At 64.4% G+C, this 25,419-nt stretch carries 20 protein-coding genes and 2 rRNA genes (1 of these 22 only partly in view); 8 read left to right on the top strand and 14 right to left on the bottom strand.

The features are described from left to right. Window positions 1-17: 17 nt before the first annotated feature. A complete protein-coding gene (gene tsaD, locus ACCQ05_RS02380) occupies window positions 18-1,082 on the bottom strand; it encodes a tRNA (adenosine(37)-N6)-threonylcarbamoyltransferase complex transferase subunit TsaD (RefSeq protein WP_228964397.1) in 1,065 nt (354 codons plus the stop codon). Between the two features lie 279 nt (window positions 1,083-1,361). On the opposite strand from tsaD, the gene rpsU reads away from it, so the two are divergent. The 4 genes from rpsU to dnaG all read left to right on the top strand — a co-directional run bounded on the left by rpsU (window position 1,362) and on the right by dnaG (window position 5,476). After that, window positions 1,362-1,577, top strand: coding sequence for a 30S ribosomal protein S21 (gene rpsU / locus ACCQ05_RS02375; protein WP_002808376.1), 216 nt, complete (start codon window positions 1,362-1,364; stop codon window positions 1,575-1,577). A gap of 237 nt (window positions 1,578-1,814) precedes the next feature. After that, window positions 1,815-2,261, top strand: coding sequence for a GatB/YqeY domain-containing protein (locus tag ACCQ05_RS02370; RefSeq protein ID WP_104543876.1), 447 nt, complete (start codon window positions 1,815-1,817; stop codon window positions 2,259-2,261). A 411-nt stretch (window positions 2,262-2,672) separates the two neighbouring features. Continuing rightward, window positions 2,673-3,629 carry a YihY/virulence factor BrkB family protein gene (locus ACCQ05_RS02365; RefSeq protein ID WP_104543874.1) on the top strand — a complete coding sequence of 319 codons (957 nt, stop codon included), beginning with the start codon at window positions 2,673-2,675 and terminating at the stop codon, window positions 3,627-3,629. Window positions 3,630-3,718: 89 nt separating this feature from the next. Continuing rightward, the gene (gene dnaG, locus ACCQ05_RS02360) at window positions 3,719-5,476 is read left to right on the top strand and encodes a DNA primase (protein WP_228964396.1); all 1,758 of its coding nucleotides are present in this window, start codon (window positions 3,719-3,721) and stop codon (window positions 5,474-5,476) included. Window positions 5,477-5,545: 69 nt separating this feature from the next. On the opposite strand, the gene ACCQ05_RS02355 is transcribed toward dnaG, so the two are convergent. Further along, on the bottom strand, window positions 5,546-6,757 hold the full coding sequence (locus ACCQ05_RS02355; RefSeq protein WP_228964395.1) for a lipase family protein: 1,212 nt from the start codon (window positions 6,755-6,757) through the stop codon (window positions 5,546-5,548). Window positions 6,758-7,060: 303 nt separating this feature from the next. Here ACCQ05_RS02355 and ACCQ05_RS02350 point away from each other — a divergent pair, with 303 nt between their 5' ends. Together ACCQ05_RS02350 and ACCQ05_RS02345 are read left to right on the top strand one after the other, a co-directional pair. Then, window positions 7,061-8,065, top strand: coding sequence for a bile acid:sodium symporter family protein (locus ACCQ05_RS02350; protein ID WP_372392811.1), 1,005 nt, complete (start codon window positions 7,061-7,063; stop codon window positions 8,063-8,065). Window positions 8,066-8,316: 251 nt separating this feature from the next. Beyond that, window positions 8,317-9,897: a thioredoxin family protein gene (locus ACCQ05_RS02345; RefSeq protein WP_372392810.1), complete on the top strand. Its 1,581-nt coding sequence runs from the start codon at window positions 8,317-8,319 to the stop codon at window positions 9,895-9,897. Window positions 9,898-10,099: 202 nt separating this feature from the next. Here ACCQ05_RS02345 and cyoE read toward each other — a convergent pair whose 3' ends face one another. Genes cyoE through ACCQ05_RS02325 form a run of 4 tightly spaced genes read right to left on the bottom strand, consistent with a single transcriptional unit; the run spans window position 10,100 to window position 13,498 of the window. After that, window positions 10,100-10,996, bottom strand: coding sequence for a heme o synthase (gene cyoE, locus ACCQ05_RS02340; protein ID WP_104543866.1), 897 nt, complete (start codon window positions 10,994-10,996; stop codon window positions 10,100-10,102). Between the two features lie 2 nt (window positions 10,997-10,998). After that, window positions 10,999-12,162 (bottom strand): COX15/CtaA family protein, encoded by a 1,164-nt coding sequence (locus ACCQ05_RS02335; RefSeq protein WP_064508200.1) that lies wholly within the window; start codon window positions 12,160-12,162, stop codon window positions 10,999-11,001. 10 nt (window positions 12,163-12,172) lie between these two features. Beyond that, window positions 12,173-12,748, bottom strand: a complete 576-nt coding sequence (locus tag ACCQ05_RS02330) for a redox-active disulfide-containing membrane protein (protein ID WP_104543864.1) — start codon at window positions 12,746-12,748, stop codon at window positions 12,173-12,175. A 27-nt stretch (window positions 12,749-12,775) separates the two neighbouring features. Then, the gene (locus tag ACCQ05_RS02325; RefSeq protein ID WP_228964392.1) at window positions 12,776-13,498 is read right to left on the bottom strand and encodes an SURF1 family protein; all 723 of its coding nucleotides are present in this window, start codon (window positions 13,496-13,498) and stop codon (window positions 12,776-12,778) included. A gap of 60 nt (window positions 13,499-13,558) precedes the next feature. Between ACCQ05_RS02325 and ACCQ05_RS02320 the strand changes: the two genes are divergently transcribed. Next, entirely contained in the window at window positions 13,559-13,777 is a 219-nt protein-coding gene (locus tag ACCQ05_RS02320; RefSeq protein ID WP_104543860.1) for a twin transmembrane helix small protein, read from the top strand. 93 nt (window positions 13,778-13,870) lie between these two features. Here the strand turns inward: ACCQ05_RS02320 and ACCQ05_RS02315 are convergent, their stop codons facing one another. Genes ACCQ05_RS02315 through ACCQ05_RS02290 form a run of 6 tightly spaced genes read right to left on the bottom strand, consistent with a single transcriptional unit; the run spans window position 13,871 to window position 18,629 of the window. Beyond that, entirely contained in the window at window positions 13,871-14,746 is an 876-nt protein-coding gene (locus ACCQ05_RS02315) for a cytochrome c oxidase subunit 3 (RefSeq protein ID WP_029221429.1), read from the bottom strand. Between the two features lie 36 nt (window positions 14,747-14,782). Beyond that, the gene (locus ACCQ05_RS02310) at window positions 14,783-15,379 is read right to left on the bottom strand and encodes a cytochrome c oxidase assembly protein (protein WP_228964391.1); all 597 of its coding nucleotides are present in this window, start codon (window positions 15,377-15,379) and stop codon (window positions 14,783-14,785) included. After that, window positions 15,376-15,510, bottom strand: a complete 135-nt coding sequence (locus tag ACCQ05_RS02305; RefSeq protein ID WP_008577456.1) for a hypothetical protein — start codon at window positions 15,508-15,510, stop codon at window positions 15,376-15,378. Before ACCQ05_RS02305 ends, ACCQ05_RS02310 begins: the two co-directional genes overlap by 4 nt. A 19-nt stretch (window positions 15,511-15,529) precedes the next feature. Beyond that, window positions 15,530-17,134: a cytochrome c oxidase subunit I gene (gene ctaD / locus ACCQ05_RS02300; protein ID WP_372392809.1), complete on the bottom strand. Its 1,605-nt coding sequence runs from the start codon at window positions 17,132-17,134 to the stop codon at window positions 15,530-15,532. 39 nt (window positions 17,135-17,173) lie between these two features. Next, entirely contained in the window at window positions 17,174-18,136 is a 963-nt protein-coding gene (gene coxB / locus ACCQ05_RS02295) for a cytochrome c oxidase subunit II (protein ID WP_372392808.1), read from the bottom strand. A gap of 16 nt (window positions 18,137-18,152) precedes the next feature. Further along, complete coding sequence (locus tag ACCQ05_RS02290; protein WP_228964389.1) at window positions 18,153-18,629, bottom strand: DUF2244 domain-containing protein; 477 nt, start codon at window positions 18,627-18,629, stop codon at window positions 18,153-18,155. Between the two features lie 279 nt (window positions 18,630-18,908). Here ACCQ05_RS02290 and putA point away from each other — a divergent pair, with 279 nt between their 5' ends. Beyond that, window positions 18,909-22,109, top strand: coding sequence for a bifunctional proline dehydrogenase/L-glutamate gamma-semialdehyde dehydrogenase PutA (gene putA, locus ACCQ05_RS02285; protein WP_372392807.1), 3,201 nt, complete (start codon window positions 18,909-18,911; stop codon window positions 22,107-22,109). A 528-nt stretch (window positions 22,110-22,637) separates the two neighbouring features. Here the strand turns inward: putA and rrf are convergent. Both rrf and ACCQ05_RS02275 read right to left on the bottom strand, forming a co-directional pair. After that, window positions 22,638-22,752, bottom strand: a 5S ribosomal RNA gene (gene rrf, locus ACCQ05_RS02280). A gap of 112 nt (window positions 22,753-22,864) precedes the next feature. Beyond that, window positions 22,865-25,419, bottom strand: a 23S ribosomal RNA gene (locus ACCQ05_RS02275); it runs 326 nt beyond the window's last position.

Genomic DNA, 25,419 nt, shown 5'->3' with positions numbered 1-25,419 from the left:
CACTGCGGAACCGGCTTCTACCAATCCCCAATCCCCACTCCCGAATCCCGCGTCGCCGCCAACGGCGGCAGGCTCGCCATATCCCAGCGCGGCGTCACATGCACCGAAGCGTCCACGTGCTCGCCGGCTTGCAGCCGCAGTGCGCCGGCGAAGGCGATCATCGCGCCGTTGTCGGTACACAGCGCCGGACGCGGGAAGCAGACCCGGCCACCACGGCGCCGCGCGGCCTCCTGCAGCTGCGCACGCAGGCGCTTGTTGGCACCCACCCCGCCGGCCACCACCAGCGTGTTGCAGCCGGCCGCGTCCAGCGCGCGCAGGCACTTGATCGCCAGCGTCTCCACCACCGCATCCTCGAACCCGCGCGCGATGTCCGCGCGCGTGGTGTCGGACTGGTCGCTGCCGCGCCAGGCCAGCAGCACCTGGGTCTTGAGCCCGCTGAAGCTGAAATCCAGGCCGGGCCGGTCGGTCATCGGCCGGGCGAACGTGTAACACCCCGGCGTGCCGGTCTCGGCCAGCGCCGCCAGCTGCGGGCCGCCCGGATACGGCAGGCCCATCATCTTGGCGGTCTTGTCGAAGGCTTCGCCGGCCGCATCGTCCAGGGTTTCGCCCAGCACTTCGTAGCTGCCCAGCGCCTTGACCGACACCAGCTGGGTATGTCCGCCGGACACCAGCAGCGCCACGAACGGCGGCTGCGGCGGGTCGTCTTCCATCAGCGGCGCCAGCAGATGTCCTTCCATGTGGTGCACGCCAATCGCCGGCACATCCAGCGCCCACGCCAGCGAGCGCGCCACCCCGGCGCCGACCAGCAGCGCGCCCACCAGGCCGGGACCGGCGGTGTAGGCCACTCCGTCCAGTTCGTCGATGCGCAGGCCGGCCTCGGCCAGGGTCTGGCGGATCAGCGGCAGCAGCTTGCGCACGTGGTCGCGGCTGGCCAGCTCCGGCACCACGCCGCCGTATTCGGCATGCAGCGCGATCTGGCTGTACACCGCATGGGCGCGCAGCGCCGGCACGCCGGTCAGGGCGGTGTCGTAGACCGCCACACCGGTCTCATCGCATGATGATTCGATCCCAAGGACTTTCACGGCAGCTCGGCTGGTAAACGTGTGCGGGCATTTTCGCAGCTTTTGCGCTGCGCAGATCGGCCCGCCTGCAGCGGCCGCGCTGGCGTACCCGCCGCCTGGAAATGCGCGCCGGCGCACGCTCTGCCGGGCCGCTCCCGGCAACTTTCGCCAGGGACTTGCAGGCCGCCTGCAAGTCGTTATAATGCGCGGCTCGCCGGGGCGACCCGGAAATTCCGTCACGCGAGTCCGCTCGCACCCGCCCGGGGCTCCCGGACGGAAATCTCATTATCTGGAGAACCCATGCCCAGCGTTAAAGTCCGCGAGAACGAGCCCTTCGAATTTGCGCTCCGCCGTTTCAAGCGCACCTGCGAAAAAGCCGGCGTGCTGGCCGAGACCCGCAAGCGCGAGTTCTATGAAAAGCCGACCCAGGAGCGTAAGCGCAAGGCTGCCGCTGCCGTGAAGCGTCAGCTGCGTCGTTCCTCGCGCGACGTCACCAAGCGCCAGCGCTTGTACTGATCGAACGCGGTTCCTTGCCGCCGGGTCTGCGCTGTAGGCGCGACCCGACCGGATCGAACCCAAGAGCCGGCACGCGCGAGCGTCGCCGGCTTTTTGTATTGGTTCGCGGCCATCCTGCCAGCGCAGTCCACGCGACACCACACCGTCGCCGGATCCGGTGTCGCCTCACATCCCTGCCGCCACCTTCGCCTGCCGAGGCGCGTGGCACCCGTTCACCTGCAACCCAGGAGTTACCCCATGCCCCTCAAGCAGCAGCTTACCGATGACATGAAGGCCGCGATGAAGTCCGGCGACAAGCACAGCCTGGGCGTGATCCGGCTGATCAACGCCGCGATCAAGCAGAAGGAAGTGGACGAGCGCATCGAGATGGACGATGCCGCCGTCATCGCCGTGCTCGACAAGATGGTCAAGCAGCGCAAGGACTCGGTCACCCAGTACGAAACGGCCGCGCGCGAGGACCTGGCGCAGATCGAGCGCGAGGAAATCGTGGTGATCGAGCGTTACCTTCCGGCCAAGATGGGCGAAGCCGAGATCGTGGCGGCCATCCAGGCCGCCATTGCGCAGACCGGCGCCAGCGGCCCCGCCGACATCGGCAAGCTGATGGGCGCGCTCAAGCCCAAGCTGGCCGGCCAGGCCGACATGGGCCTGGTCTCGACCCTGGTCAAGCAGCACCTGGCAGGTTGATCGATGCCCTGGCGCAGGACCCTGCGCCGGGGCCGTGGCACGACGACGGACGATGCACCGTCGTCGCTGCACAGCCGCCGTGGTGCTGACCAGGCGGCCGTCGGTTGAAGGTTGACCTGCAGGAATGTCGCATCGGTACGCGCCGACTGCTCGACCTGCCGGAACCGCCACGCACTGCGCGTCTGCGCCACCATGCACGAAGGTGGGACACAGCAGCCGTATCGCACTTGCACTCGCGCGCTGCCCATGGCGGCGCCACGCTGCCCGCCGCATGCGTGCTTTCACCCGTCCTTCGATGCGGCCCTGCTAGAACAGCGGCGTCAGCGCAGCCGTGGGCAAGGTCTTCCCGCATACCGACCTCGCTCTGTCCCACCTGCGCGCACAACGGTATGCGCCCAGGATTCCCCGCCGGTGACGACGCTTTCAACCGCCTATCTGCACAAGCATGTGAGCCGTCTGCAGCGCAGCGTACCGATGGCCCTGCTGAACCGCTTTATCGAAATCGATGTCATGACGCAGGCCGCGTCGTTGTCCTTCTACGCGTTGCTGTCGCTGGCGCCGTTGCTGGTGTTGTTGCTGTGGCTGACCGCCTCGCTGTATCCGCCCGCACAGGACGCGCTGGTGCAGCAGATCGCGCAGCTGGCCGGCGATAGCGCTGCCGAAGTTGCCCAGACCATCATCCGCAATGCGACCGATCAGCCCGGCGTCGGCTCGCTGGCCGGCCTGTGGAGCACGCTGCTGCTGTTCATCGGCGCCACGGCGGTGTTTGCGCAGTTGCAGAACGCGCTGAACCTGATTTTCCGCACCGACAAGCAGCGCCTGGACGGGCTGATGGCGTGGCTGAAGAAACGCGTCTTCTCCTTCGGCGTGATCCTGGCCCTGGGCTTTTTGCTGATCGTGTCGATGATCGCCACCACGGCACTGCAGGTGGTGTTTGCGCGCCTGCCATCGGTGCTGCCGGCGGTGGGCTACGTCACCACATTGGCCCTGTATTCGCTGGCGTTCGCCTTTCTGTACCGCTACCTGCCCGATCGCACCGTCGACTGGCGGCAGGCGTTTCTGGGCGGGGTCATTACCGCGTTGCTGTTTGCGCTGGGGCGCTACGCCATCGGCGTGTACATCGCCACGGCAGCACCCGGCAGCGCCTACGGGTCGATGGGCACCTTGGTGATTCTGCTGGTGTGGATGTATTACGCCTCGGTGGTGTTCTTCGTCGGCGCATTGATCACCGCGGTGATCGACGAGCGGGTGCGCTCGCACCGCAAGTTGCGCGAAGCCGGGGTGGATCCGGAACATCCGCCGGTCATCGTGCCGCCAACCGATGCGGTGGCGGCGCCTGTGGCATCGGAGCCGCCACCGCGTAGCTGAGCTGGGCGTGCCTGCACGGTGCTGCAGCCGCGCAGGCCGGCGCCCCCCTGAAACAAGGCGGCCGCCAGCGGCTGGGATATCCTAGCGGGATGGCCCGCATCCCCGACGCATTCATCGACGAACTGCTTGCACGCACCGACATCGTCGAGGTCGTGGGCGGCCGCGTGCCGCTCAAGCGCCAGGGCAAGGAGTATTCGGCGCGCTGCCCGTTCCACGACGAACGTTCGGCCTCGTTCACGGTTTCGCCGACCAAGCAGTTCTACCACTGCTTCGGCTGCGGTGCGCATGGCACCGCGATCAGCTTCCTGATGAATTACGACCGCCTGGAATTTCTCGATGCGGTCGACGAACTGGCCAAGCGCGCCGGCATGGAGATCCCGCGCGAGACCCAGCAACGTACCCCGCAGCAGCAGGACGACAGCCGCGAGCTGTATTCGGCGCTGGAGGCGGCGGCCAAGTTCTTCCAGCGCCAGCTCGAAGGCAACCCACGCGCCACCGAGTACCTGGACGGGCGTGGCGTGGATGCGGAGAACCGTGCGCGATTCCAGATCGGTTATGCGCCCGATGGCTACAGCGCGTTGAAGGACACCCTGGGCACCGATGCGCGCCGCATGAGCGTGCTCGAACGTGCCGGGCTGTTTTCCAAGAACGACCGCGGCCATGTGTACGACAAGTTCCGCGACCGGGTGATGTTCCCGATCTTCGACCGCCGCGGCCGTGTGATCGCCTTCGGCGGCCGCATCCTGGGCGCGCCGGCCGATGGCCGCGACCCGGGACCGAAGTACCTCAATTCGCCGGAGACCGCGCTGTTCCACAAGGGCCGCGAGCTATACGGCCTGTGGCAGGTGCGCCAGGCCAACCAGAAGATCGAGCGGCTGATCGTGGTGGAAGGCTACATGGACGTGGTCTCGCTGTTCCAGTTCGGCGTCACCCAGGCGGTGGCCACGCTGGGCACGGCCACCACGCCCGAACATGCCGAGCTGCTGTTCCGCAACGCGCCGGACGTCTATTTCTGTTTCGACGGCGACAACGCCGGGCGCAAGGCCGGCTGGCGCGCGCTCGAATCGGTGCTGCCACGCATGAAGGACGGCCGCCAGGCGTTCTTCCTGTTCCTGCCCGATGGCGAAGACCCGGACACCATCGTGCGCAAGGAAGGCGCGCAGGCCTTCGATGCCCGCCTGAAACAGGCCACGCCGCTGTCGCAGTTCTTCTTCGACGAGATGTCGCGACAGATCAACCTGCACACGCTGGACGGCAAGGCGCGCCTGGCCGAACGCGCCAAGCCGATGCTGGCGCAGATTCCCGAAGGCGCGTTCGGCGATCTGATGCGGCAGGAACTGGCGCGCATGACCGGCGTAGGCGCCTCGCCCAGTTCGCCCGGCCAGAGCGTCACGCCGCAGGCACGCGTGCCCGCGCGCGTGGGTGCGCCGGTGCAGCGGCGCAGCCTGGTGCGCGCCTCCATCGCGATCCTGCTGCAGCAGCCCTCGCTGGCGATGAGCCTGGAGGGCCAACACAACTTCGCTGGCCTGCGCCTGCCTGGAATCGAGTTGTTGATGGAACTGCTGGCGCTGGTGCGGCAACGCCCCGAAATCAGTACCGGCGCGCTGTTGGAGCATTTTGCCGAACGCGAGGAACAAGCCGCCCTGCAGAAGCTGGCCGCGCAGGTGCTGCCAGGCGACGAGCAGAGCTGGGCGATCGAGTTGCACGACGCCATGGCCCAGCTCGACCGGCAACTGCTGCAGCAACGCCTGGAAGAATTGCAGGCCAAGCAACGTGCGCAAGGCCTGGACGACACGGATAAATACGAATTGCGCGAACTGCTCCGCCTGCGTCCCGGAGCACGCTGATCAGCCAGCGCCCCGCGATCACGTTACCGATACATGCCGCAGGCGGCGGCGATCAAGGCCGCGACGCGCTCACACATCCTTGAACAAGGTCCTGGCCATCGACTCGACCGACATGCCGACGGCCTCGATCTTGTCGGCATCGGCCAGCGCCGCCTGGCCGGCATGCGCAACCAACCGGTCGATCAGGTCATCGCGTGCCTGGGTGGCATCCACACTCTGCGTCTGCGGCGTCACCGGCACCGGCGTCAGCCATTCGGCGATCAATGCCTGGTAGGCGGTAGTGTGCTGATGGGCCATCTGCTCGAGAAATTGCACGATGGTGGTGGGGATGCCGGTCAGGGTGCCGTCTAGCGGCTGGTTGCTGATCTGCTGGTAGCTCACCGTGGACGCCACCGCATTGGCGATCGCCACATCGACCAACACATCGATTTCCTTGATCGGCGTGTTGCGGTAAAGCGTCTTGATCTGGCCGAGCATCGGCACGGCCCAGGCATGGGGCACGCAATCGAGCGTATTCCACAGATCGACGTTCCATCTCTGATACGGCGCGGCCCCCGCCGCTGGCGGAGGCAATGCCTGCGCGCACAGTGATGCGAACGCACCGTTGCCGGGGGTAGCGCCGGCCGTGGGGTAACAGTGCACCGCGTTGAAATTGTCCAGCTTGCCATTGGTCTTCAACCAGGCCGCCAAGGTCGGCGATAGCGCGCCACCCAGGCTATGCCCGGCGAAGATCACCGTGGCCTTGCTGCCATCCAGCGATTGCAGGAATTCCAGCAATCCCGTGTTCGGCGCCAGCGCGGAGGGGGGACTGACCATGTTGAGCAGATGCCACACGCCGGTCGCCGCTCCCATCGAGATGACCACGCTCCCCGGCTTGACTGGCTTTTTCGCGGCGACCGGAGCGGTGCCAAGCAGCGGCGCATAGCTCGTAAAGTCCACCACCGAGGAAACGTCGAAGTCTTCGGTAAACCAGTCGTAGAGCGACTCTGGATTGGTGGCGCTCAGCGCAACCACATACGCTTCGCCGATGCCGGGCATGGCGTCGGTATGGGCGACATACATCGCGTTGCCCGACAGCGACGAATTGGGCGCTTGCCAGACCTGAGGCCCCCAGACCAGCTGCCAATCGCCGATCCTGGCCTGGCAGTCGGCCGATGCCAGCGTCTGCAACAACGTGGTCTGGTAGTCCGCTTGCAGCGCTGGCTGGCTGCCCCTGCGATCGCCAACCCAGTTGGCGAGTGTGGAGAGCGCGAACGTCTGCTGATATTGGTCGTAACGCATGCAATGACTCCTTTCCCTGGCGTTGCGTGAAAACGCGAGCAAACACGAGCGCAGCGGCGGCATGCGCACTAGAATCTAGCAAGGATTCATTCGTGCGGATGTCGGTTACAGCGCACTTTCGATCTGTCGCACGGATCGAACCGGATGCTGCCACGCCCGGTGCTGGCTGACCGGTTCCGGACCGGCGCAACGGCATGCCCATGCTGGAGCCGGCGGCAATGACGCGGCGGGCGCCACACTCGCAGCAGTGAACTGACCTCTACAATGGCCGTCCGCTGGGCCGCTTCCCCTCAAGTACATACGATGATCAAACACTGGCTGGCGCGGTTGCGCATCGATCCCTTCACCCTCGCGCTGCTGTGCACGGTCACGCTCGCTTCGCTGCTGCCGGTGTCCGGTACCGCCGCTGCGGTCATGGACGATGTCACCGACGTGGCGATCGCTGCGTTGTTCTTCCTGCATGGCGCGCGGCTATCGCGCGAGGCGGTCAAGGCCGGTGCACTGCACTGGCGGCTGCATCTGGTGATCCTGGCCTGCACGTTCGTGCTGTTTCCGCTGCTCGGGCTGCTGCTCAAGCCGCTGGCGCATGTGGCGTTGACGCCGGAGCTGTACATCGGCGTGCTGTTCCTGTGCGCGCTGCCGTCCACCGTACAGTCCTCGATCGCGTTCACCTCGATGGCGCGCGGCAATGTCCCGGCCGCGGTCTGCGCAGCCTCGCTTTCCAGCCTGCTGGGGGTGTTCTTCACTCCGCTGCTGATGGGCGCGCTGGTCGGCAGTCAGGGCGCGATGGCGCATCCGGCCGAGGCGATCGGCAAGATCCTGCTGCAATTGCTGGTGCCGTTCCTGGCCGGCCATTTCTTGCGCCCGTGGATCGGTGGCTGGGTCGAACGGCATCGCGCGGTGCTGCGCTACACCGACCAGGCCACCATCCTGCTGGTGGTCTACACCGCCTTCAGCGCGTCGGTGAACGAGGGCCTGTGGCAGAAGACCCCGTTGCCTGCCCTGCTTTCGGTGATCGGCGTGGCGGCGCTGTTGCTGGCGGTGGCGATGGTCTCGATCACCTTCCTTGCGCGGCGCCTGCACTTCAGCCGCGCCGACGAGATCGCCATCGTGTTCTGCGGCTCGAAGAAAAGCCTGGCCACCGGTGTGCCGATGGCCAAGGTGATGTTCGCCGGCGGCGGGCTGGGCGCGATCGTCCTGCCGATCATGCTGTATCACCAGGTGCAGCTGATCGTCTGCGCATTCGTGGCGGCGCGGTATGCGCGCAGCGCTCCAGGCGAGCCGCAGACCAATCCCGGTGGCCATTGAAGGTAACCGCTATCGCATGGCGGTGGTCTGATCGACGACACATGGCACAGCCCACACTGCGTGCGCTGCCGCCAGCACGAGCCTGCGTCGCCATCGCCAGGCCGCTACGCCCGGCGCGACACCGGTTCGCGTTGCATGCCGGTGCCGGTTGTAAGCAGATATACAACGGTGATGACGCACTCCGACGCTGGCACAGTGCCGCTCGCTAGAGTCTTCGATCCACCTTGCTGCCGCCCCCATCGGTGATTGCCATGACGCTATCGTTCCGACGCTCTGCCCCGTCCCTGATCGCGCTGCTGGCGGTGCTGGCCACGCTCACCGCCTGCAACAAGCCCGCCACGCCGCCAGCCCAGACACAGACCAAGGCAGCCGCCACGCCGGCGCCCGCGTCCAGCATCGCCTGGCGCGAGGGCGATGTGGAAGATGCCTTCGCCGAGGCCAGGGAAAGCGGCAAGCCGATCCTGCTGTACTGGGGTGCGGCCTGGTGCCCGCCCTGCAATCGGCTGAAGGCCACCTTGTTCAAGGACCCGGCCTTCATCGCCCGCACGCAGCAATTCGTGGCAGTGCATCTGGACGGCGATTCGGAGGGCGCGCAGGCCTGGGGCGAACGCTTCGGCATCAAGGGCTACCCGACCATCATCGTGCTGCGCCCGGATCGCAGCGAGATCACCCGCCTGGCCGGCGATGCCGACAACGCGCGTCTGGCCGATGTGCTGCGGGCCGCGGCCAAGAGCACCAGCACCGCCAGGCAACTGCTCGACACTGCATTGCAGACCCCTCAGCAACTCAGCGCGGACGACTGGGCCGTGCTCGGCAACTACGCCTGGGGCACCGACGATCGGCTGGTCAAGCCAGAGCAGGCCGTGGATGTCCTCACGCGCCTGTCCAGGTCGGCGCCACAGCCGGCGCTGCAACGCAGCTTCGCCCTGGCGGCGATTACCGCAGCCAAGGAGCCGCCCGCCGCCAGCGCGGCGTCACGCACATTGCTGGAAGCGGTATTGGCCGATCCGGCAGAGGTGCGCGCCAATCTCGGCACGCTGAGCTACATGCCCGCACGGCTGGTCGCCGCTGCCAGCAGCGATGCTGGCGAACGCATCACCTTGTCCAATGCGTTGAATCTGGCGCTGGACAAGGTCTACGCCGACACCACACTGCCGATCGCCGACCGGCTCGGCACCGCGTATGCCCGGATCCAGCTGGCACGCCTGGCACAAGGCCAGCCCACTGAAACCGAGGCAAAGGGCCCGCAACCGCCGCTACCCAAGACCGTGGTCGACACCGTGAAACAACGCGTGCAATGGGCGACCGACACCGCCAGGACCGATGAGGAGCGCCAGTCCACCATCAGTACCGCTGCGGCATTGCTCGGCGAGGTGGGCGACCGCAGCGGCGCCGAACAGCTGCTGCTGGCCGAGTTGACGCGCAGCAAGACGCCTTACTACTACATGCCCGAACTGGCCGATCTGGCCGAACGACGCGGCGATAAGAAGACCGCGCTGTCCTGGCTCAGGAGGGCGTACGAAAGCGCGCAAGGACCGGCCACCCGCGTGCAATGGGGCGTGATGTATGTGGATGGCCTGATCCGGCTCAGCCCGGACGACACCGCCGGCATCGAGGCCGCTGCCACGCAGGTGATCGGCGAGCTGGCCGGGCAACCCGATGGCTACCGCCAACGCACCCGGCAACGCTTCGCCACGCTGGGCGCCACGCTGAAGACCTGGAGCAAGCAGCATCGCCAGGAAGGCAATGCGGTACTGACGCGACTGCAGCAGAAGATGCAGAGCAGCTGCGACAGCAAGAACACCAGCGACTGCGCCAGCTGGCTGAGCTGAGCCGGCAGGAGCGAGCAGCCAGCTACATCGCCAATTGAAATGGACTCACTGGCGATGGAGCGGTGGATGCCCGACGGCGCGCTCAACGGGTGTGCAAGAGCGAGATGGGGCAGGTTCCAACCACCGGCCGCATCCGCCTGACGGCTGCCTGGGTCGCAGCTCTATCGATCGCCGTGATGGCAGCAGCGGGCATTCGCTGCCGCTAACGTACCCACGGCAACAGCAGGTGGTCCACCATCAAAAACGCGAACAGCGCCATCAGATAGACGATGGAGTAGCCGAACATCTTCATCGAGAACAATTCGTCCGGCGGGTCGAGCATGCGCCAGGCGTACCAGAGGAACACCACGTTGAGCACCAGCGCACCGCCCAGGTAGAACATTCCGCTCATGCCCACCACCACCGGCAATAGCGTCACGAGCGCCAGCAGCACCGTGTACACCAGGATCTGCTTGCGCGTGTGCGGCACGCCATGGGTCACCGGCAGCATCGGGATCGCGGCCTTGGCGTAATCGGCGCGGCGAAAGATCGCCAGCGCCCAGAAATGCGGCGGCGTCCAGATGAAGATGATCAGCACCAGCAACGAGGCATTGATCCAGTCCGCGGTGGTCGGCAAGCCGGTCACCGCAGCCCAGCCGAGCATCGGCGGCGTGGCGCCGGCCAGACCGCCGATCACGATGTTCTGCGAGGTCGCGCGTTTCAGGTAGACGGTGTAGATCACCGCGTAGCCGATCAGCGAGGCGAAGGTCAGCACTGCGGTGATCACATTCACCCACACCACCAGCAGGGTCATGGAGATCACGATCAGCGCGCCGGCGAACACCAGCACCTGCCACGGCCGCACCTTGCCCACCACCAGCGGACGCCACGAGGTACGCGCCATCTGCGCGTCGATCTTGGCATCGAGCAATTGATTGATCGCCGCCGCCGCCGAGGCGGCCAGCCAGATACCCAGGAAGCCCAGTGCGCCGGTGCGCACCTGCACCCAGGTCGGCATGCCGGGAATGGCCAGGAACATGCCCACCAGCGCGGTGAACACGATCAGTGCCACCACCTTGGGCTTGGTCAGATCCCAGTAATCGCGTGCGCTGACGGCCATGCTCACTCCGGCGCGCGCAACCGCGCCAACAGGGAGACCAGCACGAACAGCAGCGCCACCGCGCCGCCGTTATGCAGCACCGAGACTTCCAGCGGCAGCGCCAGCTTGACGTTGAGCATGCCCAGTGTCACCTGCACGGCCACCAGCAATGCCAACGCACCTGCCCACACCCGCATGCCCGGCGAGCGCGACAACCGCCACGCCAGCCACCACAGGTATAGCGCAGTGGCAATCGCCCATAGCCGGTGCGCCATCTGGATGGCGATGCGCGCCGCACCATCGAGCACGCCGCCTTCGTAATCCACGCCGATACCGCGCCACAGCGTGAAGCCTTCGCGGAAGTCGTGCGGCGGCCACCACTGGCTGACGCAGCGCGGGAAATTGTCCGCCGACCAGCTGCCGCCGCCGCACGCCAGCGCCGCGTAGTTGGCGCTGACCCAGCCACCGAGCGCGATCTGCAGGCCCAACACCGCCACGCCCAGGCGCAGCAGCCATTTCAACCGCGAGGCGTCGGCCAGCGTGATCGGCAGGTGCGTAGCGCGCCAGGCCATCCACACCAGCAGCGAGAACATCAGCATGCCGCCGAGCAGATGGCCCATCACCACGATGGGCTTGAGCAGCAGCGTCACCGTCCACATGCCCAGCAGCGCCTGGAAGATCACCACCGCCAGCGTCAGCACCGCCGCGCGCGCCAGGTCGATGTTGCTCCAGCGCAAGGCCGCCAACAGCAGGATGGCTTCGCCGGCCAGCGCCACGCCCATCGCCAACCCATGCCAGCCGGACATGTACAGCGGGATCGACAACGCCACCAGCACCGCGGCCGAAACGACCTGGGCTATCCCCATGCGACGGCGGCGCGCGGCCAGTAGCGTCAGCACCAGCACCTCCACTCCCAGCGCCCCGGCCAGGAAGCGGTGCACCTGCTCACGCCAGGCCTTGTGCGACTCCAGCGGCCGGATCTTGCTGGCCACATGCGTGTTGGCTTCGTCGGTGGTCTGCGGCCAGGTCACGCGGCCATAGCAGGTCGGCCAGTCCGGGCAGCTCATGCCGGCATCGGACAGGCGCACGAACGAACCGAACAGGATCGTGCTCGCAGTGAACAACGCTGCCAGCCAGGCCATGCGGTGGAAGTGGCGGAACAGTGCCGGTGGCGCAAACAGATTCATCGAAACGAGCTCACATCAGTTTCAGCAGCTTGACCAGATCCGAGCGCAGGCCGGCCGGGTCGAAGCCCGGTGCATAGCGCAGGATCACGAAGCCGTTGGGATCGATCACATACACCGGCACACCGGCTGCATCGTCGACCTGCGGCAGCGCGCCCCGCAGCTGCGCATCGTCGCGCAGCACGCGCAGGGCCGGCATCGGCGGCAGCCCGGCCGGCGGTGTACCGATCCACAGCACCTCCACCTTGTCGGCGCGATGTCCCAGCAATTGCCATACCTTGTCCAGTTCCGCGGCCAATGCCAGGCACTGCTGCGCACACCCTGCAGGCGGAGCCAGGGCGATCCGCCACACGCGCTCGCCAGGTGCCCATGCATACGGCTTCCCGTCCGCGCGCACCGGCGTCAGCGCACGCAGGTCGGCAGGCGGATTGAGCAATTGGCCGTTGTTGCGCATCGACGCCGGCTGCCAGCCGGCAAAGCGCAGCACGCCGGCCAGCAACATCGAGCCGAAGAACAGCACCGCCAGGGCAATCAGCATTCTGCGGCCGCGTTTGACCGCGTGCGGTGTGGCCGATGGAGAGGTGGTCATAGCGGCGATTTTCTCATGCCGCAGGCGTCAGTGCCCGCGCATGCGCCGCCGCGCACGCCAGCTCAGCAGCGCGGCAGTACTGAGCACCGCAAGCGCCAGCCCGAACCATTGCACTGCGTAACCCAAGTGCCGCGCGGGCGGCAGCGTGTTGGGCAGCATGTCCAGATCGCGCACGTAACCCACCGGCAAGGCCGGATCCAGGCGCAGCACCTGCGACGAAATGTCGCGCCTGCCCAGCGCCTCGCGCACGGCCTGCGGGTCCAGCCGCGTAGCCAGCCAGGTGCCCGCAGTGGCGGTGGGCGCCAGTGCAGGGCCGATCGCCAGCCCGGCCGACGGCGGTGCACTGACCAGGCCCTGCACCGCCCGCGCGCCGTCGAGCGCCGCGAGGTGCGGCAGCTGCCGGTTCGCCGGCAACGGCAGCCAGCCAAGATCGACCAACAACGTCCCCGCTGCCCCCTCCACCGCGGCGAGTTGATACACGCGCACACCGGCACGCCCATCATGCAGTTGGTTATCCAGCAGGACCTGTTGCGGCAGGAAGCGCACACGTCCGGTGACCCAGCTCAGCGCTTGCGGGCTGGCCAGGGCCTGCACCAGGGTCAACGGCTTCTCCCGCACATGCGCCGCGCGTTCCAGCAGCGCTTCCTTGCTGTGCATGCGTTGCAGCTGCCACTGCCCCAGCGACGCAAACCCCGCGCTCACCAGCACCGCCAAAGTCCAGCCCAGTACCGCCGTGTGCTTGCGCGTCATGACAAGCGGCGCAAAAAGGCGTGCAATGCGACAACCACGCCGACGACCACCGGGGCTGCTGTGAACGATTCGCTCAAGACGCTGCTGATTGTCGCCTTCCTGATCGTGATTCTGTGGAACCTGGGCGCCGGCCTCTACTACCTGCTCACCGACCGCGGCCAGACCAAACGCACCGTCAACGCACTCACCTGGCGCATCGGCTTATCGGTCGCCTTGATCGCGATCGTGATCATCGGCATCTACACCGGCTGGATCAAGCCACATGGCGTCGGCCGCTGAGGGGCCGGGATCGGGGATTCGACATGGGGGATTCGCAAACGCGCAGGCGCCTGCTCTGGCGAATCCCGAATCACCACTGCCGAATCCCCGCCCTCAAAGCACATACACGAACAGGAACAGCGCAAGCCACACCACGTCGACGAAGTGCCAGTACCACGCGGCCGCTTCGAAGGCGAAGTGGTTGTCACGGGTGAAGTGGCCCTTGGCCGCGCGTAGCCACATCACCGCCAGCATGATCGTGCCCAGCAGCACGTGCATGCCATGGAAACCGGTGAGCATGAAGAAGGTGGAGCCGTAGATGCCCGAACCCAAGGTGAGATTGAGTTCGGTGTAGGCGTGGATGTACTCCTCCGCCTGCAGGAACAAGAACACGCAGCCCAGCAGCACCGTCAGCCCCAGCCACAGCAGCAGCGCACCGCGGCGCCCGCCCTTCAGCGCGTGGTGCGCAATGGTCAGGGTCACGCCCGAGCTGAGCAGGATCAGGGTATTGATCAGCGGCAGGCCCCAGGCCGGGATGGTCTGGAACTGCCCGCCGATCGTACCCGGTCCATTGGTCGGCCAGGCCGCCGAGTAGCCATTCCACAGCAGTTCGTTGGTCATCACGCCATCGCCTTCGCCGCCCAGCCAGGGCAGCGTCAGCACGCGCGTGTAGAACAACGCGCCGAAGAAGGCGCCGAAGAACATCACTTCGGAAAAAATGAACCACACCATTCCCATGCGGAACGAACCGTCCACCTGGCGGTTGTAGTTGCCGGCGTTGGACTCGCGAATGACATCGCCAAACCACATGAACAAGGTCGCCAGCAACATCGCCATGCCGGCGAAGAACGTCCAGCGCCCCCAGGCCGCATCATTGAGCCAGCTGGCCACGCCGATCATCATCACGAACATCGCAATGGAGCCGACGAACGGCCATTTGCTCTGGCTCGGGACGAAATACGCATCGGCGTTGGGACTGTGGTCGGCCATGGCGTTGCTTCCGTGTCGTGGTAAGGGTGGATGGATTTACGGTGCGGCGCGTGGCGCACCGGAGGCGCCTGCGCCCTGCAATTCAGAGGTCAGCGCATCGTTGCGGTAGAACGTATAGGACAAGGTGATGGTGGTGACTTCCGGCGGCAGCGCCGGATCGACGATGAAACGCAGCGGCATGTCGCGCGTCTCGCCGGCCTGCAAGGTCTGCGCGGTGAAGCAGAAACATTCGGTCTTGTTGAAATATCCCGATGCACGCGCGGGTGCGACCGACGGTACCGCGCTGCCAACCACTGCGCGTGCACTGTCGTTGCGCGCGAAGTACAGCGCTTCGTTGAGCTCGCCCGGCACCACATCCATCGTCATCTGCTCGGGATGGAAGGTCCACGGCAACTTGGAATTGACACCGGCATCGAACTCAACCCGCACCGTGCGCTTGCCTGGCACGGCGAGCGTGCCCGCGCCCGCCCGCGCGTTGCCGGGCGCGCGCTCCATGCGGATACCGAAGACCTTCTCGCAGGCGATGCGGTACAGCGGCACCAAGGAAAACGTCAGTACGAACACACCCAGTACCACGGCAAGCAGCTTGAACAAGCCAGCCGTCGGTGCAGGCGCGGGCGCACGTGCATTCACCGCCCGATGACTCCGGATGCGATGAATCCCGCGTAGATCAGCAACGCGATGATGCCGACCGTGATCGCCGTGCGTCGCACCGCACGACGCTGCTGCGCCTGACGCTCGGCCGCAGACAACAGGCGCGTCACTGCCGATTCCGGGGCGGACTCAGTGACCGATGTCTTCATGCGCAAGATCTCCAGGCTTGATCACCGGCGGCACGGTGAAGGTATGCGCCGGCGCCGGCGATGGCACCGTCCACTCCAGCCCCTTGGCGCCTTCCCATGCACGCGCATCGGCCTTGGCGCCGCCGCGCAGCGAGGCAAACAGGATGCCGGCCATCAGGAACGGGGTGGCGAACATGCCGAACGCACCGATCGAGCTGACCAGGTTCCAGTCGGCGAACACCACGTTGTAGTCGGGAATACGCCGCGGCATGCCGGCCAGGCCGAGGAAGTGCTGCGGGAAGAACAGCAGGTTGACGAAGATCATCGTCCACCAGAAATGGAACTTGGCCCAGGTCTCGTTGTACATGCGCCCGGTCCACTTCGGCCACCAGTAGTACACCGCTGCGATCAGCGCGAACACCGCGCCGGTGACCAGCACGTAGTGGAAATGCGCCACCACGAAGTAGGTGTCGTGATATTGGAAGTCGGCCGGCACGATCGCCAGCATCAGGCCCGAGAATCCGCCGATGCTGAAGAGAATCACGAACGCCACCGCCCACAGCATCGGCGATTCGAAGGTCAGCGACCCCTTCCACATCGTGCTGACCCAGTTGAACACCTTCACCCCGGTCGGGATGGAGATCAGCATGGTGGCGAACATGAAGTAGATCTCGCCACCCAGCGGCATGCCCACGGTGAACATGTGGTGCGCCCACACAATGAAGCTCAGGAATGCGATCGCCGCGATCGCGTACACCATCGCCTGGTATCCGAACAGCGGCTTGCGGCTGAAGGTGGGGATGATTTCACTGACCACGCCGAACGCCGGCAGGATCATGATGTACACCTCCGGGTGGCCGAAGAACCAGAAGATGTGCTGGTACATCACCGGATCGCCGCCGCCGGCCGCATTGAAGAAGCTGGTGCCGAAGAACTTGTCGGTCAGCAGCATGGTCACCGCACCGGCAAGCACCGGCATCACGGCGATCAGCAGGAACGCGGTGATCAGCCATGCCCAGCAGAAGATCGGCATTTTCAGCAGATCGATTCCCGGCGCGCGCATGTTCAGCACGGTGGCGATGATGTTGATCGCGCCCATGATCGAGCTGACACCGGCAACATGGATCGCGAACACGCTGAAGGCCACGTTGTAGCCGCCTTGCAGCGACAGCGGCGGATACAGCGTCCAGCCACCGGCCGGCGCACCGCCGGGCAGGAACAACGTCAGCAACAGCAAAGTGAAGGCCACCGGCAGCAGCCAGAACGACCAGTTGTTCATGCGCGGCAACGCCATGTCCGGCGCGCCGATCTGCAGCGGAATCATCCAGTTGGCCAGGCCGACGAAGGCCGGCATCACCCCGCCGAAGATCATCACCAGCGCATGCACGGTGGTCATCTGGTTGAAGAATTCCGGCTTGACGAACTGCAGCCCGGGCTGCATCAGTTCAGCGCGGATCACCACGCTCATCGCCGCGCCGATGATGAACATCACGAAGGAGAACAGCAGATACAGCGTGCCGATGTCCTTGTGATTGGTCGAAAAGAACCAGCGCTCGACGAAACCGGGCTGGTGGTGTCCGTGGTGATCGACTGCGGTATGCGCCATGACGGAACGACCTCTGCGAAGCGGTGCGGTTGCGTGCGGTTAAAGAGCGGCGGTCGGTGCGGCAGCCGGCGTCGCGGGTGCGGGTGCAGGCGCCGCGTCGCCAGCGGGCGCCGGCGTGGGTGTTGCAGGGGCGGGCGCCGCGGGAGCCGGTGCCGCACCTGCGGGCGCCGCTTGCGCCGCGCCGCGCCGCGAGGCCAGCCAGCGCTGGAATTCGGCCTTGGGCAAGGCTTCGACCACGATCGGCATGAACCCGTGGTCCTTGCCGCACAATTCGGCACATTGCCCGCGGTACACGCCCGGTTGCTCGATATTGGTCCAGGCTTCGTTGACGATGCCCGGGATCGCGTCCTGCTTCCAGCCCAGCGCCGGCACCCACCAGGCGTGGATGACATCGTCGGCGGTGATCACGAAGCGGATCTTGGTGTCGACCGGCAACACCAGCCGGTTATCGACGTCCAGCAGATAGTGCGGCTGCGACGCCGCAGTCGGGCGTTCGCCGCTCTGGCGGATCCGGTCCGATTCGCGCGCCAGGCGACTGGTGAATTCCACGCCCTGGCCCAGGTACTCGTATTTCCACATCCACTGGTAGCCGGTGACCTTGACCGTCATTTCCGATTCGCGGGTGTCGTACATCGCAATCAGCTTGGCAGTCGCCGGCCAGGCCATGGCGATCAACACCAGCACCGGGATCACCGTCCACAGCACTTCGGCCTTGGTGTTGTGGCTGAACTGCGCAGCCACCGCGCCCTTGGACTTGCGAAACTTGAAGATGGCATAGCCCATCGCGCCGAACACCAGCGCGCCGATCACCACGCAGACCCATAGCGCCACCATATGCGCTTCGTAGGCCATGCGCGCGGTCTGGGTGACCCCGCGGCCCATGTTGAGCTGCCATTCCTTGGGGTCGGCAGACTGCGCCACGGCGGCTGGCGCGCTCGCCAGCGCCGCCAATGACAGTCCCCATCCGGTATAGATCGATTTCCAGCTGCTGCGTTGCGTCATTGCCTAGACCCTTACGTCATCGGTGACGGCCATTGGCGGCCGCGAGCAAGCGTTTCAGCGTATCTGCCAGTTCCACACGTTCGGCCGGCCCGAGAAAACTTCCGATCTCGATCTGCCTGCCGCTGCTCACCAACAGCACCCTGTCATCCCGTTCCATGCACAGCCGCACCCAATGCGGATGTGCCTGAAACGCTGGTGGCGCACGCCCGGACGGAAATACCTCGACAGCGGTTTCCCCAACCCGGATCGCTTCTTCGCGCTCGCCGCTTCGCCACAACTGCCGCAGCGCCAGCGCCACCACACCACTGTGCAACAGGGCGAACACCGGCGCGAATGCATTGCCGGTCCACCACCCCAGGCCCGCAAACAACCACATCGTTCCAGCCAGGACCGCAAACAACAGGACGAACTGCCGGGACGACAGTGCCCGCGGAGGCCGCAACCGCAATTGCGTCCCGGCCCCTTCGGACATCAATGGCAGCACTTCGATCATCGGCCACACGCAGCGCACTGCGGGAACAGCCCGATGGTAGACCTGCGCCGACGCATGCGGCAAGCGTTTCCGGCAATCGACAATTTGCTGCAGTGCAGCTAAAAGTGCGCGTCAAATCAATCACTTCCCGAAAACCTGGGGGTGCACGCAGCGCTGAGTGGGGTCGCCATCACAACCACGGGCGACCTGCACAAAACGGCGGGAAAGCTGCCGCATCCGCACAAGTGTGCAACCGCCGTGGCTCACTAGAATGAGCACGGATATCAAGGCCCCTTTCGCATGAACGCTCAGCTCGATCCAACTGCCTCTTCCAGTACCGCCCACATGCTGCTGGCGCCCGAATTACCGGCAGCGCCCGGCGCATTGCGCGCCGCCATCACCGCCGCCTGGCTCAAGGACGAAGCCGAACACGTGCACGAGCTGCTCGACCAGGCGCGTCTGCCCGCTGCCGATCAGGCCAAGGTGCAGGCGCTTGCCGCCGACCTGGTCACCCGCGTGCGCGCCCGTGCGCAGAATCAGGGCGCAATCGAAGCCTTCATGCGCCAGTACGACCTCGGCAGCGAGGAAGGCGTGTTGCTGATGTGCGTGGCCGAAGCGCTGTTGCGCATTCCCGATCAGGACACTGCAGACAAGCTGATCCGCGACAAACTGGGCGATGCGGATTGGAAAAAGCACATGGGCGGCAGCGACTCGGTGCTGGTCAACGCCTCCACGTGGGGCCTGATGCTCACCGGCAGGCTGGTGCAGCTCAACGACCTCACCCGCGCCGATGTGCCTGGTGCGTTCAAGCGCCTGATCGGCCGCGTCGGCGAGCCGGTGATCCGCCTGGCCGTGCGCCAGGCCATGAAGATCATGGGCCACCAGTTCGTCATGGGCCGGACCATCGGCGAGGCCCTGTCGCGCTCGCGCAAGGGCGACAACGCCGACTACCGCTATTCGTTCGACATGCTCGGCGAAGGCGCGCTCACCATGAAGGACGCGCAACGCTACCTGCAGGCGTATCGCGATGCCATCCATGCGATCGGCCGCAGCGGCAGCTTCGTCGGCACCGATGTGTTCGCCGCGCCCAGCATTTCGATCAAGCTGTCGGCGCTGTATCCGCGTTACGAGCACGCCAAGCGCGCACGCGTGATGGCAGAGCTGGTTCCGGGCTTGCTGGAGTTGGCGCAGCTGGCCAAGTCCTATGGCATCGGCTACACCGTCGACGCCGAGGAAGCCGACCGCCTGGAACTGTCGCTGGACATCATCGAAGCCACGTTCTCCGATCCCTCGCTGGATGGCTGGGAAGGCTATGGACTGGCCGTGCAGGCGTATCAGAAGCGCACGCCCTATACGATCGACTTCCTGGCCGACCTGGCATGTCGCGTCGGTCGCCGCATTCCGGTGCGCCTGGTCAAGGGTGCGTACTGGGATGCGGAGATCAAGCGCGCCCAGATCGAAGGCCATCCCGGCTACCCGGTGTTCACCCGCAAGCAGAACACCGACGTGTCGTATCTGGCCTGTGCACGACGGATATTCGCGCATAGCGATGCGCTGTATCCGATGTTCGCCACCCACAATGCGCAGACCATTGCCGCGGTGCGTGCGATCTCCGGCGGCAAGGTCTACGAGCACCAGAAGCTGCATGGCATGGGCGATGACCTGTATGCCGAAGTGATTCCGGCATATCGCCTGGGTTTGCCGTGCCGGGTGTATGCGCCGGTCGGCTCGCATGAGGATCTGCTGCCCTATCTTGTGCGCCGGCTGCTCGAGAACGGCGCCAATTCCAGCTTCGTCAATCGCATCACCGATGAGGATGTCGCCATCGAGGACCTGATCCGCGATCCGGTCGAAGCGGTGTCGTCGTTTGCCTCTATCCCGCATCCCAAGATCCCGCTGCCGACCGATCTGTTGCGCAGCCAGAACCAATACAGGAAAAATTCCATGGGCGCCAATCTCGCCAACGACAACGATCTGCGGCAGCTGGCCGACCAACTCAACGCCGCGATCAAGCCGTGGGCGGCCATGCCGCTGGTGCCCGGCGCAGTCGTCAGTACGCCGCGCGCGCCTGTGCTCAACCCTGCAGATCGTCGCGAGACGGTCGGGCATTGGCAGCCGGCCGACCCGGCCACCGTGCAGAAGGCACTTGCGGCCGCCGCGGCCGCGCAGCCAGCCTGGAATCGGACGCCGGCGGCAAGCCGCGCCACCATCCTCGAGCACGCCGCCGACCTGCTGGAAGCGCGCATGCCCGAGTTCATGGCGATCTGCGTCAAGGAAGCCGGCAAGACCCTCCCCGATGCCGTCGCCGAGGTCCGCGAAGCGGTCGATTTCCTGCGTTACTACGCTGGCCAGGCACGCGCGCAATTCGGCGCGCCCGAACGCCTGCCCGGGCCGACCGGCGAATCCAACGAACTGCAGCTGCATGGCCGTGGCGTCTTCGTCTGCATCAGTCCGTGGAACTTCCCTCTGGCGATCTTCCTCGGCCAGGTCGCGGCAGCACTGGCCGCGGGCAACACGGTCATCGCCAAACCAGCCGAGCAGACCAATCTGATCGGCTTTTCAGCGGTCAAGCTGCTGCACGAATCCGGCGTACCGGAAGCGGCCGTTCAGTTCCTGCCGGGCGATGGCGCCACCGTCGGTGCCGCACTGACCAACGATCCGCGCGTGGCCGGTGTCGCCTTCACCGGCTCCACCGAGACCGCACGCATCATCAACCGTACCCTTGCGGCGCGCGATGCGGCCATTGGCGTCTTGATCGCCGAGACCGGTGGCCAGAACGCGTTCATCGCCGACTCGTCCTCGCTGCCGGAGGCAGTGGTCAAGGACGCGATCTCCAGCGCCTTCATCTCCGCCGGACAGCGCTGCTCTGCGGCGCGTGTGCTGTTCGTCCAGGACGACATCGCCGACAAGGTCATGACCATGCTGGCCGGTGCCATGGGCGAGTTGAAGATCGGCGACCCGGGCCTGTTGTCGACCGACGTTGGTCCGGTGATCGATTCCGATGCGCTCAAGATCCTGGACGATCACGCGGCGCGCATGGACCGCGAAGCGCGGCTGATCGCGACCACCAGGCTGGATGAAGGTACCGCCCACGGCAGCTTCTTCGCACCACGTGCCTATGAATTGACCTCGCTCGCGCAGTTGCAGCGCGAGGTGTTCGGCCCCGTGCTGCATGTCATTCGCTGGAAGGCCGACCAACTCGATACGGTGATCGAGCAGATCAATGCCACCGGCTATGGTCTGACGCTGGGCGTGCATTCGCGCATCGACGAGACCATTGAGCGCATCACCTCGCGTGTCGCGGTGGGCAATGTCTACGTCAACCGCAATCAGATCGGCGCAGTGGTCGGGGTTCAACCGTTCGGCGGCCAGGGACTGTCCGGTACCGGACCCAAGGCCGGCGGCCCGCATTACCTGCTGCGCTTTGCCACCGAAAAGGTCGTCACCGTCAACACCACTGCCGCAGGCGGCAATGCCTCGCTGCTGACGCTGGGGGACTAAGGCGGTTCACCGAGAACGCGCATCGGCCTCGCCGCATCACAAAAAAACCCCGCAAAAGCGGGGTTTTTTTGTGGGTGTAACGACTCACGCTGGGTCACTTTCCCCAGGTAAACAACCGTGTAAGGCTGGTCGTAATTCCCCGCAGCCGGAGTGGTTCTTCAAGAACAAGAACTAAGGGCCGCATGTTGTGGAATCGTCTCGGCAAGATTCGCAACGCCTCAGAACCTAGGAGGGATTGGACCTGTGCGTGCCCTGTCTTGGCAGCGGCAGCCCACGCGTCGCGTCCAGTCACTCCTGTCAAGCGCACGCCACACAGCAAAGCAGAGCATGGAGGTATGCGTAGCAAAAGCAACCTACGCGCTGCCGCATTGGCGGAGGTGGTCAGTCGATGAGCCGGCCGCCTGGCCGGGCTGCCGCAGGATCGAGGGGCAGAGCACCTTGGCGAGGATGGTTGGACGTGTCGAGGCCCTCAAATCGCGTGCAAAAACAAACCCCCAGTCCAGTGGGACTGAGGGTTTGGGGTAAAGCCCCTGGCGATGACCTACTCTCGCATGGCTTGAGCCACACTACCATCGGCGCAGCTGCGTTTCACTTCCGAGTTCGGGATGGGATCGGGTGGTTCCACAGCGCTAATTTCACCAGGGAGACGGTTGGAGCAGCGCTTCACAGCGCCAGTCTCGCATAGGTAACTTATGACGTAGCTTGCATTTGATGATCTACCAACGTTCGTTGGGACCAAGGCAACTTGAGGTTATATGGTCAAGCCGCACGGATCATTAGTATCAGTTAGCTCAATACATTGCTGTACTTACACACCTGACCTATCAACCACGTAGTCTACATGGTTCCTTTAGGGGGCTTGTGCCCCGGGAAGTCTCATCTTGAGGCGCGCTTCCCGCTTAGATGCTTTCAGCGGTTATCGCTTCCGAACATAGCTACCCGGCAATGCCACTGGCGTGACAACCGGAACACCAGAGGTTCGTCCACTCCGGTCCTCTCGTACTAGGAGCAGCCCCTCTCAAACTTCCAACGCCCATGGCAGATAGGGACCGAACTGTCTCACGACGTTCTGAACCCAGCTCGCGTACCACTTTAAATGGCGAACAGCCATACCCTTGGGACCGACTACAGCCCCAGGATGTGATGAGCCGACATCGAGGTGCCAAACACCGCCGTCGATATGAACTCTTGGGCGGTATCAGCCTGTTATCCCCGGAGTACCTTTTATCCGTTGAGCGATGGCCCTTCCATACAGAACCACCGGATCACTAAGACCTACTTTCGTACCTGCTTGATCCGTCGATCTTGCAGTCAAGCACGCTTATGCCTTTGCACACAGTGCGCGATGTCCGACCGCGCTGAGCGTACCTTCGTGCTCCTCCGTTACTCTTTAGGAGGAGACCGCCCCAGTCAAACTACCCACCATACACGGTCCCCGATCCGGATAACGGATCTAGGTTAGAACGTCAAGCACGACAGGGTGGTATTTCAAGGATGGCTCCACTGCAGCTAGCGCCACAGTTTCATAGCCTCCCACCTATCCTACACAGACGAACTCAACGTTCAGTGTAAAGCTATAGTAAAGGTTCACGGGGTCTTTCCGTCTTGCCACGGGAACGCTGCATCTTCACAGCGATTTCAATTTCACTGAGTCTCGGGTGGAGACAGCGCCGCTGTCGTTACGCCATTCGTGCAGGTCGGAACTTACCCGACAAGGAATTTCGCTACCTTAGGACCGTTATAGTTACGGCCGCCGTTTACTGGGGCTTCGATCAAGAGCTTCGCCTTGCGGCTGACCCCATCAATTAACCTTCCAGCACCGGGCAGGCGTCACACCCTATACGTCCACTTTCGTGTTTGCAGAGTGCTGTGTTTTTGATAAACAGTCGCAGCGGCCTGGTTTCTGCGACCCTCTTCAGCTATAGCTCGCACGAGCCACCAAAAAGGGTGCACCTTCTCCCGAAGTTACGGTGCCATGTTGCCTAGTTCCTTCACCCGAGTTCTCTCAAGCGCCTGAGAATTCTCATCCTACCCACCTGTGTCGGTTTACGGTACGGTCTTCGTGAGCTGAAGCTTAGGAGCTTTTCCTGGAAGCGTGGTATCAGTGACTTCGCCATAAAGGCTCGTCTCGGTGCTCGGTCTTAAAGGATCCCGGATTTGCCAAAGATCCAAACCTACCGCCTTTCCCCGGGACAACCAACGCCCGGTACACCTAACCTTCTCCGTCCCTCCATCGCACTCACGCGAGGTGCAGGAATATTAACCTGCTTCCCATCGACTACGGCTTTCGCCCTCGCCTTAGGGACCGACTAACCCTGCGTCGATTAACGTTGCGCAAGGAAACCTTGGGCTTTCGGCGTGCGGGCTTTTCACCCGCATTATCGTTACTCATGTCAGCATTCGCACTTCCGATACCTCCAGCAGACTTCTCAATCCACCTTCGCAGGCTTACGGAACGCTCCTCTACCGCGCATAAAACAAGTTTTATGCACCCCAAGCTTCGGTTCACTGCTTAGCCCCGTTAAATCTTCCGCGCAGACCGACTCGACCAGTGAGCTATTACGCTTTCTTTAAAGGGTGGCTGCTTCTAAGCCAACCTCCTGGCTGTCTATGCCTTTCCACATCGTTTTCCACTTAGCAGTGAATTTGGGACCTTAGCTGTGGGTCTGGGTTGTTTCCCTTTTCACGACGGACGTTAGCACCCGCCGTGTGTCTCCCATACAGTCCGTCTCGGTATTCGGAGTTTGCAATGGTTTGGTAAGTCGCGATGACCCCCTAGCCATAACAGTGCTCTACCCCCGAGAGGATACATATGAGGCGCTACCTAAATAGCTTTCGAGGAGAACCAGCTATCTCCGGGTTCGATTAGCTTTTCACTCCTAATCACAGCTCATCCCCGTCTTTTGCAACAGACGTGGGTTCGGGCCTCCAGTACCTGTTACGGCACCTTCACCCTGGCCATGACTAGATCACCCGGTTTCGGGTCTACTGCCCGCGACTATGCGCCCTTATCAGACTCGGTTTCCCTTCGCCTCCCCTATACGGTTAAGCTTGCCACGAACAGTAAGTCGCTGACCCATTATACAAAAGGTACGCAGTCACTCTTGCGAGCTCCTACTGCTTGTACGCACACGGTTTCAGGATCTATTTCACTCCCCTCTCCGGGGTTCTTTTCGCCTTTCCCTCACGGTACTGGTTCACTATCGGTCGGTCAGGAGTATTTAGCCTTGGAGGATGGTCCCCCCATATTCAGACAGGGTTTCACGTGCCCCGCCCTACTCGTCTTCACTGGAGTGGCCCTTTTAAATAC

The organism is Xanthomonas sp. NCPPB 3582, assembly GCF_041475735.2.
Taxonomy (GTDB): domain Bacteria; phylum Pseudomonadota; class Gammaproteobacteria; order Xanthomonadales; family Xanthomonadaceae; genus Xanthomonas; species Xanthomonas codiaei.
The sequence above is the reverse complement of the archived record's forward strand: the minus strand, read 5'-3'. Positions and strand labels throughout refer to the sequence as shown.

Excerpts from the sequence above, each read along its gene's own strand:
- rpsU (WP_002808376.1), top strand. The coding sequence starts at position 1,362 with ATGCCCAGCGTTAAAGTCCGCGAGAACGAGCCCTTCGAATTTGCGCTC.
- ACCQ05_RS02370 (WP_104543876.1), top strand. The coding sequence starts at position 1,815 with ATGCCCCTCAAGCAGCAGCTTACCGATGACATGAAGGCCGCGATGAAG.
- dnaG (WP_228964396.1), top strand. The coding sequence starts at position 3,719 with ATGGCCCGCATCCCCGACGCATTCATCGACGAACTGCTTGCACGCACC.
- ACCQ05_RS02355 (WP_228964395.1), bottom strand. The coding sequence starts at position 6,757 with ATGCGTTACGACCAATATCAGCAGACGTTCGCGCTCTCCACACTCGCC.
- ACCQ05_RS02350 (WP_372392811.1), top strand. The coding sequence starts at position 7,061 with ATGATCAAACACTGGCTGGCGCGGTTGCGCATCGATCCCTTCACCCTC.
- ACCQ05_RS02345 (WP_372392810.1), top strand. The coding sequence starts at position 8,317 with ATGACGCTATCGTTCCGACGCTCTGCCCCGTCCCTGATCGCGCTGCTG.
- cyoE (WP_104543866.1), bottom strand. The coding sequence starts at position 10,996 with ATGGCCGTCAGCGCACGCGATTACTGGGATCTGACCAAGCCCAAGGTG.
- ACCQ05_RS02335 (WP_064508200.1), bottom strand. The coding sequence starts at position 12,162 with ATGAATCTGTTTGCGCCACCGGCACTGTTCCGCCACTTCCACCGCATG.
- ACCQ05_RS02330 (WP_104543864.1), bottom strand. The coding sequence starts at position 12,748 with ATGACCACCTCTCCATCGGCCACACCGCACGCGGTCAAACGCGGCCGC.
- ACCQ05_RS02325 (WP_228964392.1), bottom strand. The coding sequence starts at position 13,498 with ATGACGCGCAAGCACACGGCGGTACTGGGCTGGACTTTGGCGGTGCTG.
- ACCQ05_RS02315 (WP_029221429.1), bottom strand. The coding sequence starts at position 14,746 with ATGGCCGACCACAGTCCCAACGCCGATGCGTATTTCGTCCCGAGCCAG.
- ctaD (WP_372392809.1), bottom strand. The coding sequence starts at position 17,134 with ATGGCGCATACCGCAGTCGATCACCACGGACACCACCAGCCCGGTTTC.
- coxB (WP_372392808.1), bottom strand. The coding sequence starts at position 18,136 with ATGACGCAACGCAGCAGCTGGAAATCGATCTATACCGGATGGGGACTG.
- ACCQ05_RS02290 (WP_228964389.1), bottom strand. The coding sequence starts at position 18,629 with ATGATCGAAGTGCTGCCATTGATGTCCGAAGGGGCCGGGACGCAATTG.
- putA (WP_372392807.1), top strand. The coding sequence starts at position 18,909 with ATGAACGCTCAGCTCGATCCAACTGCCTCTTCCAGTACCGCCCACATG.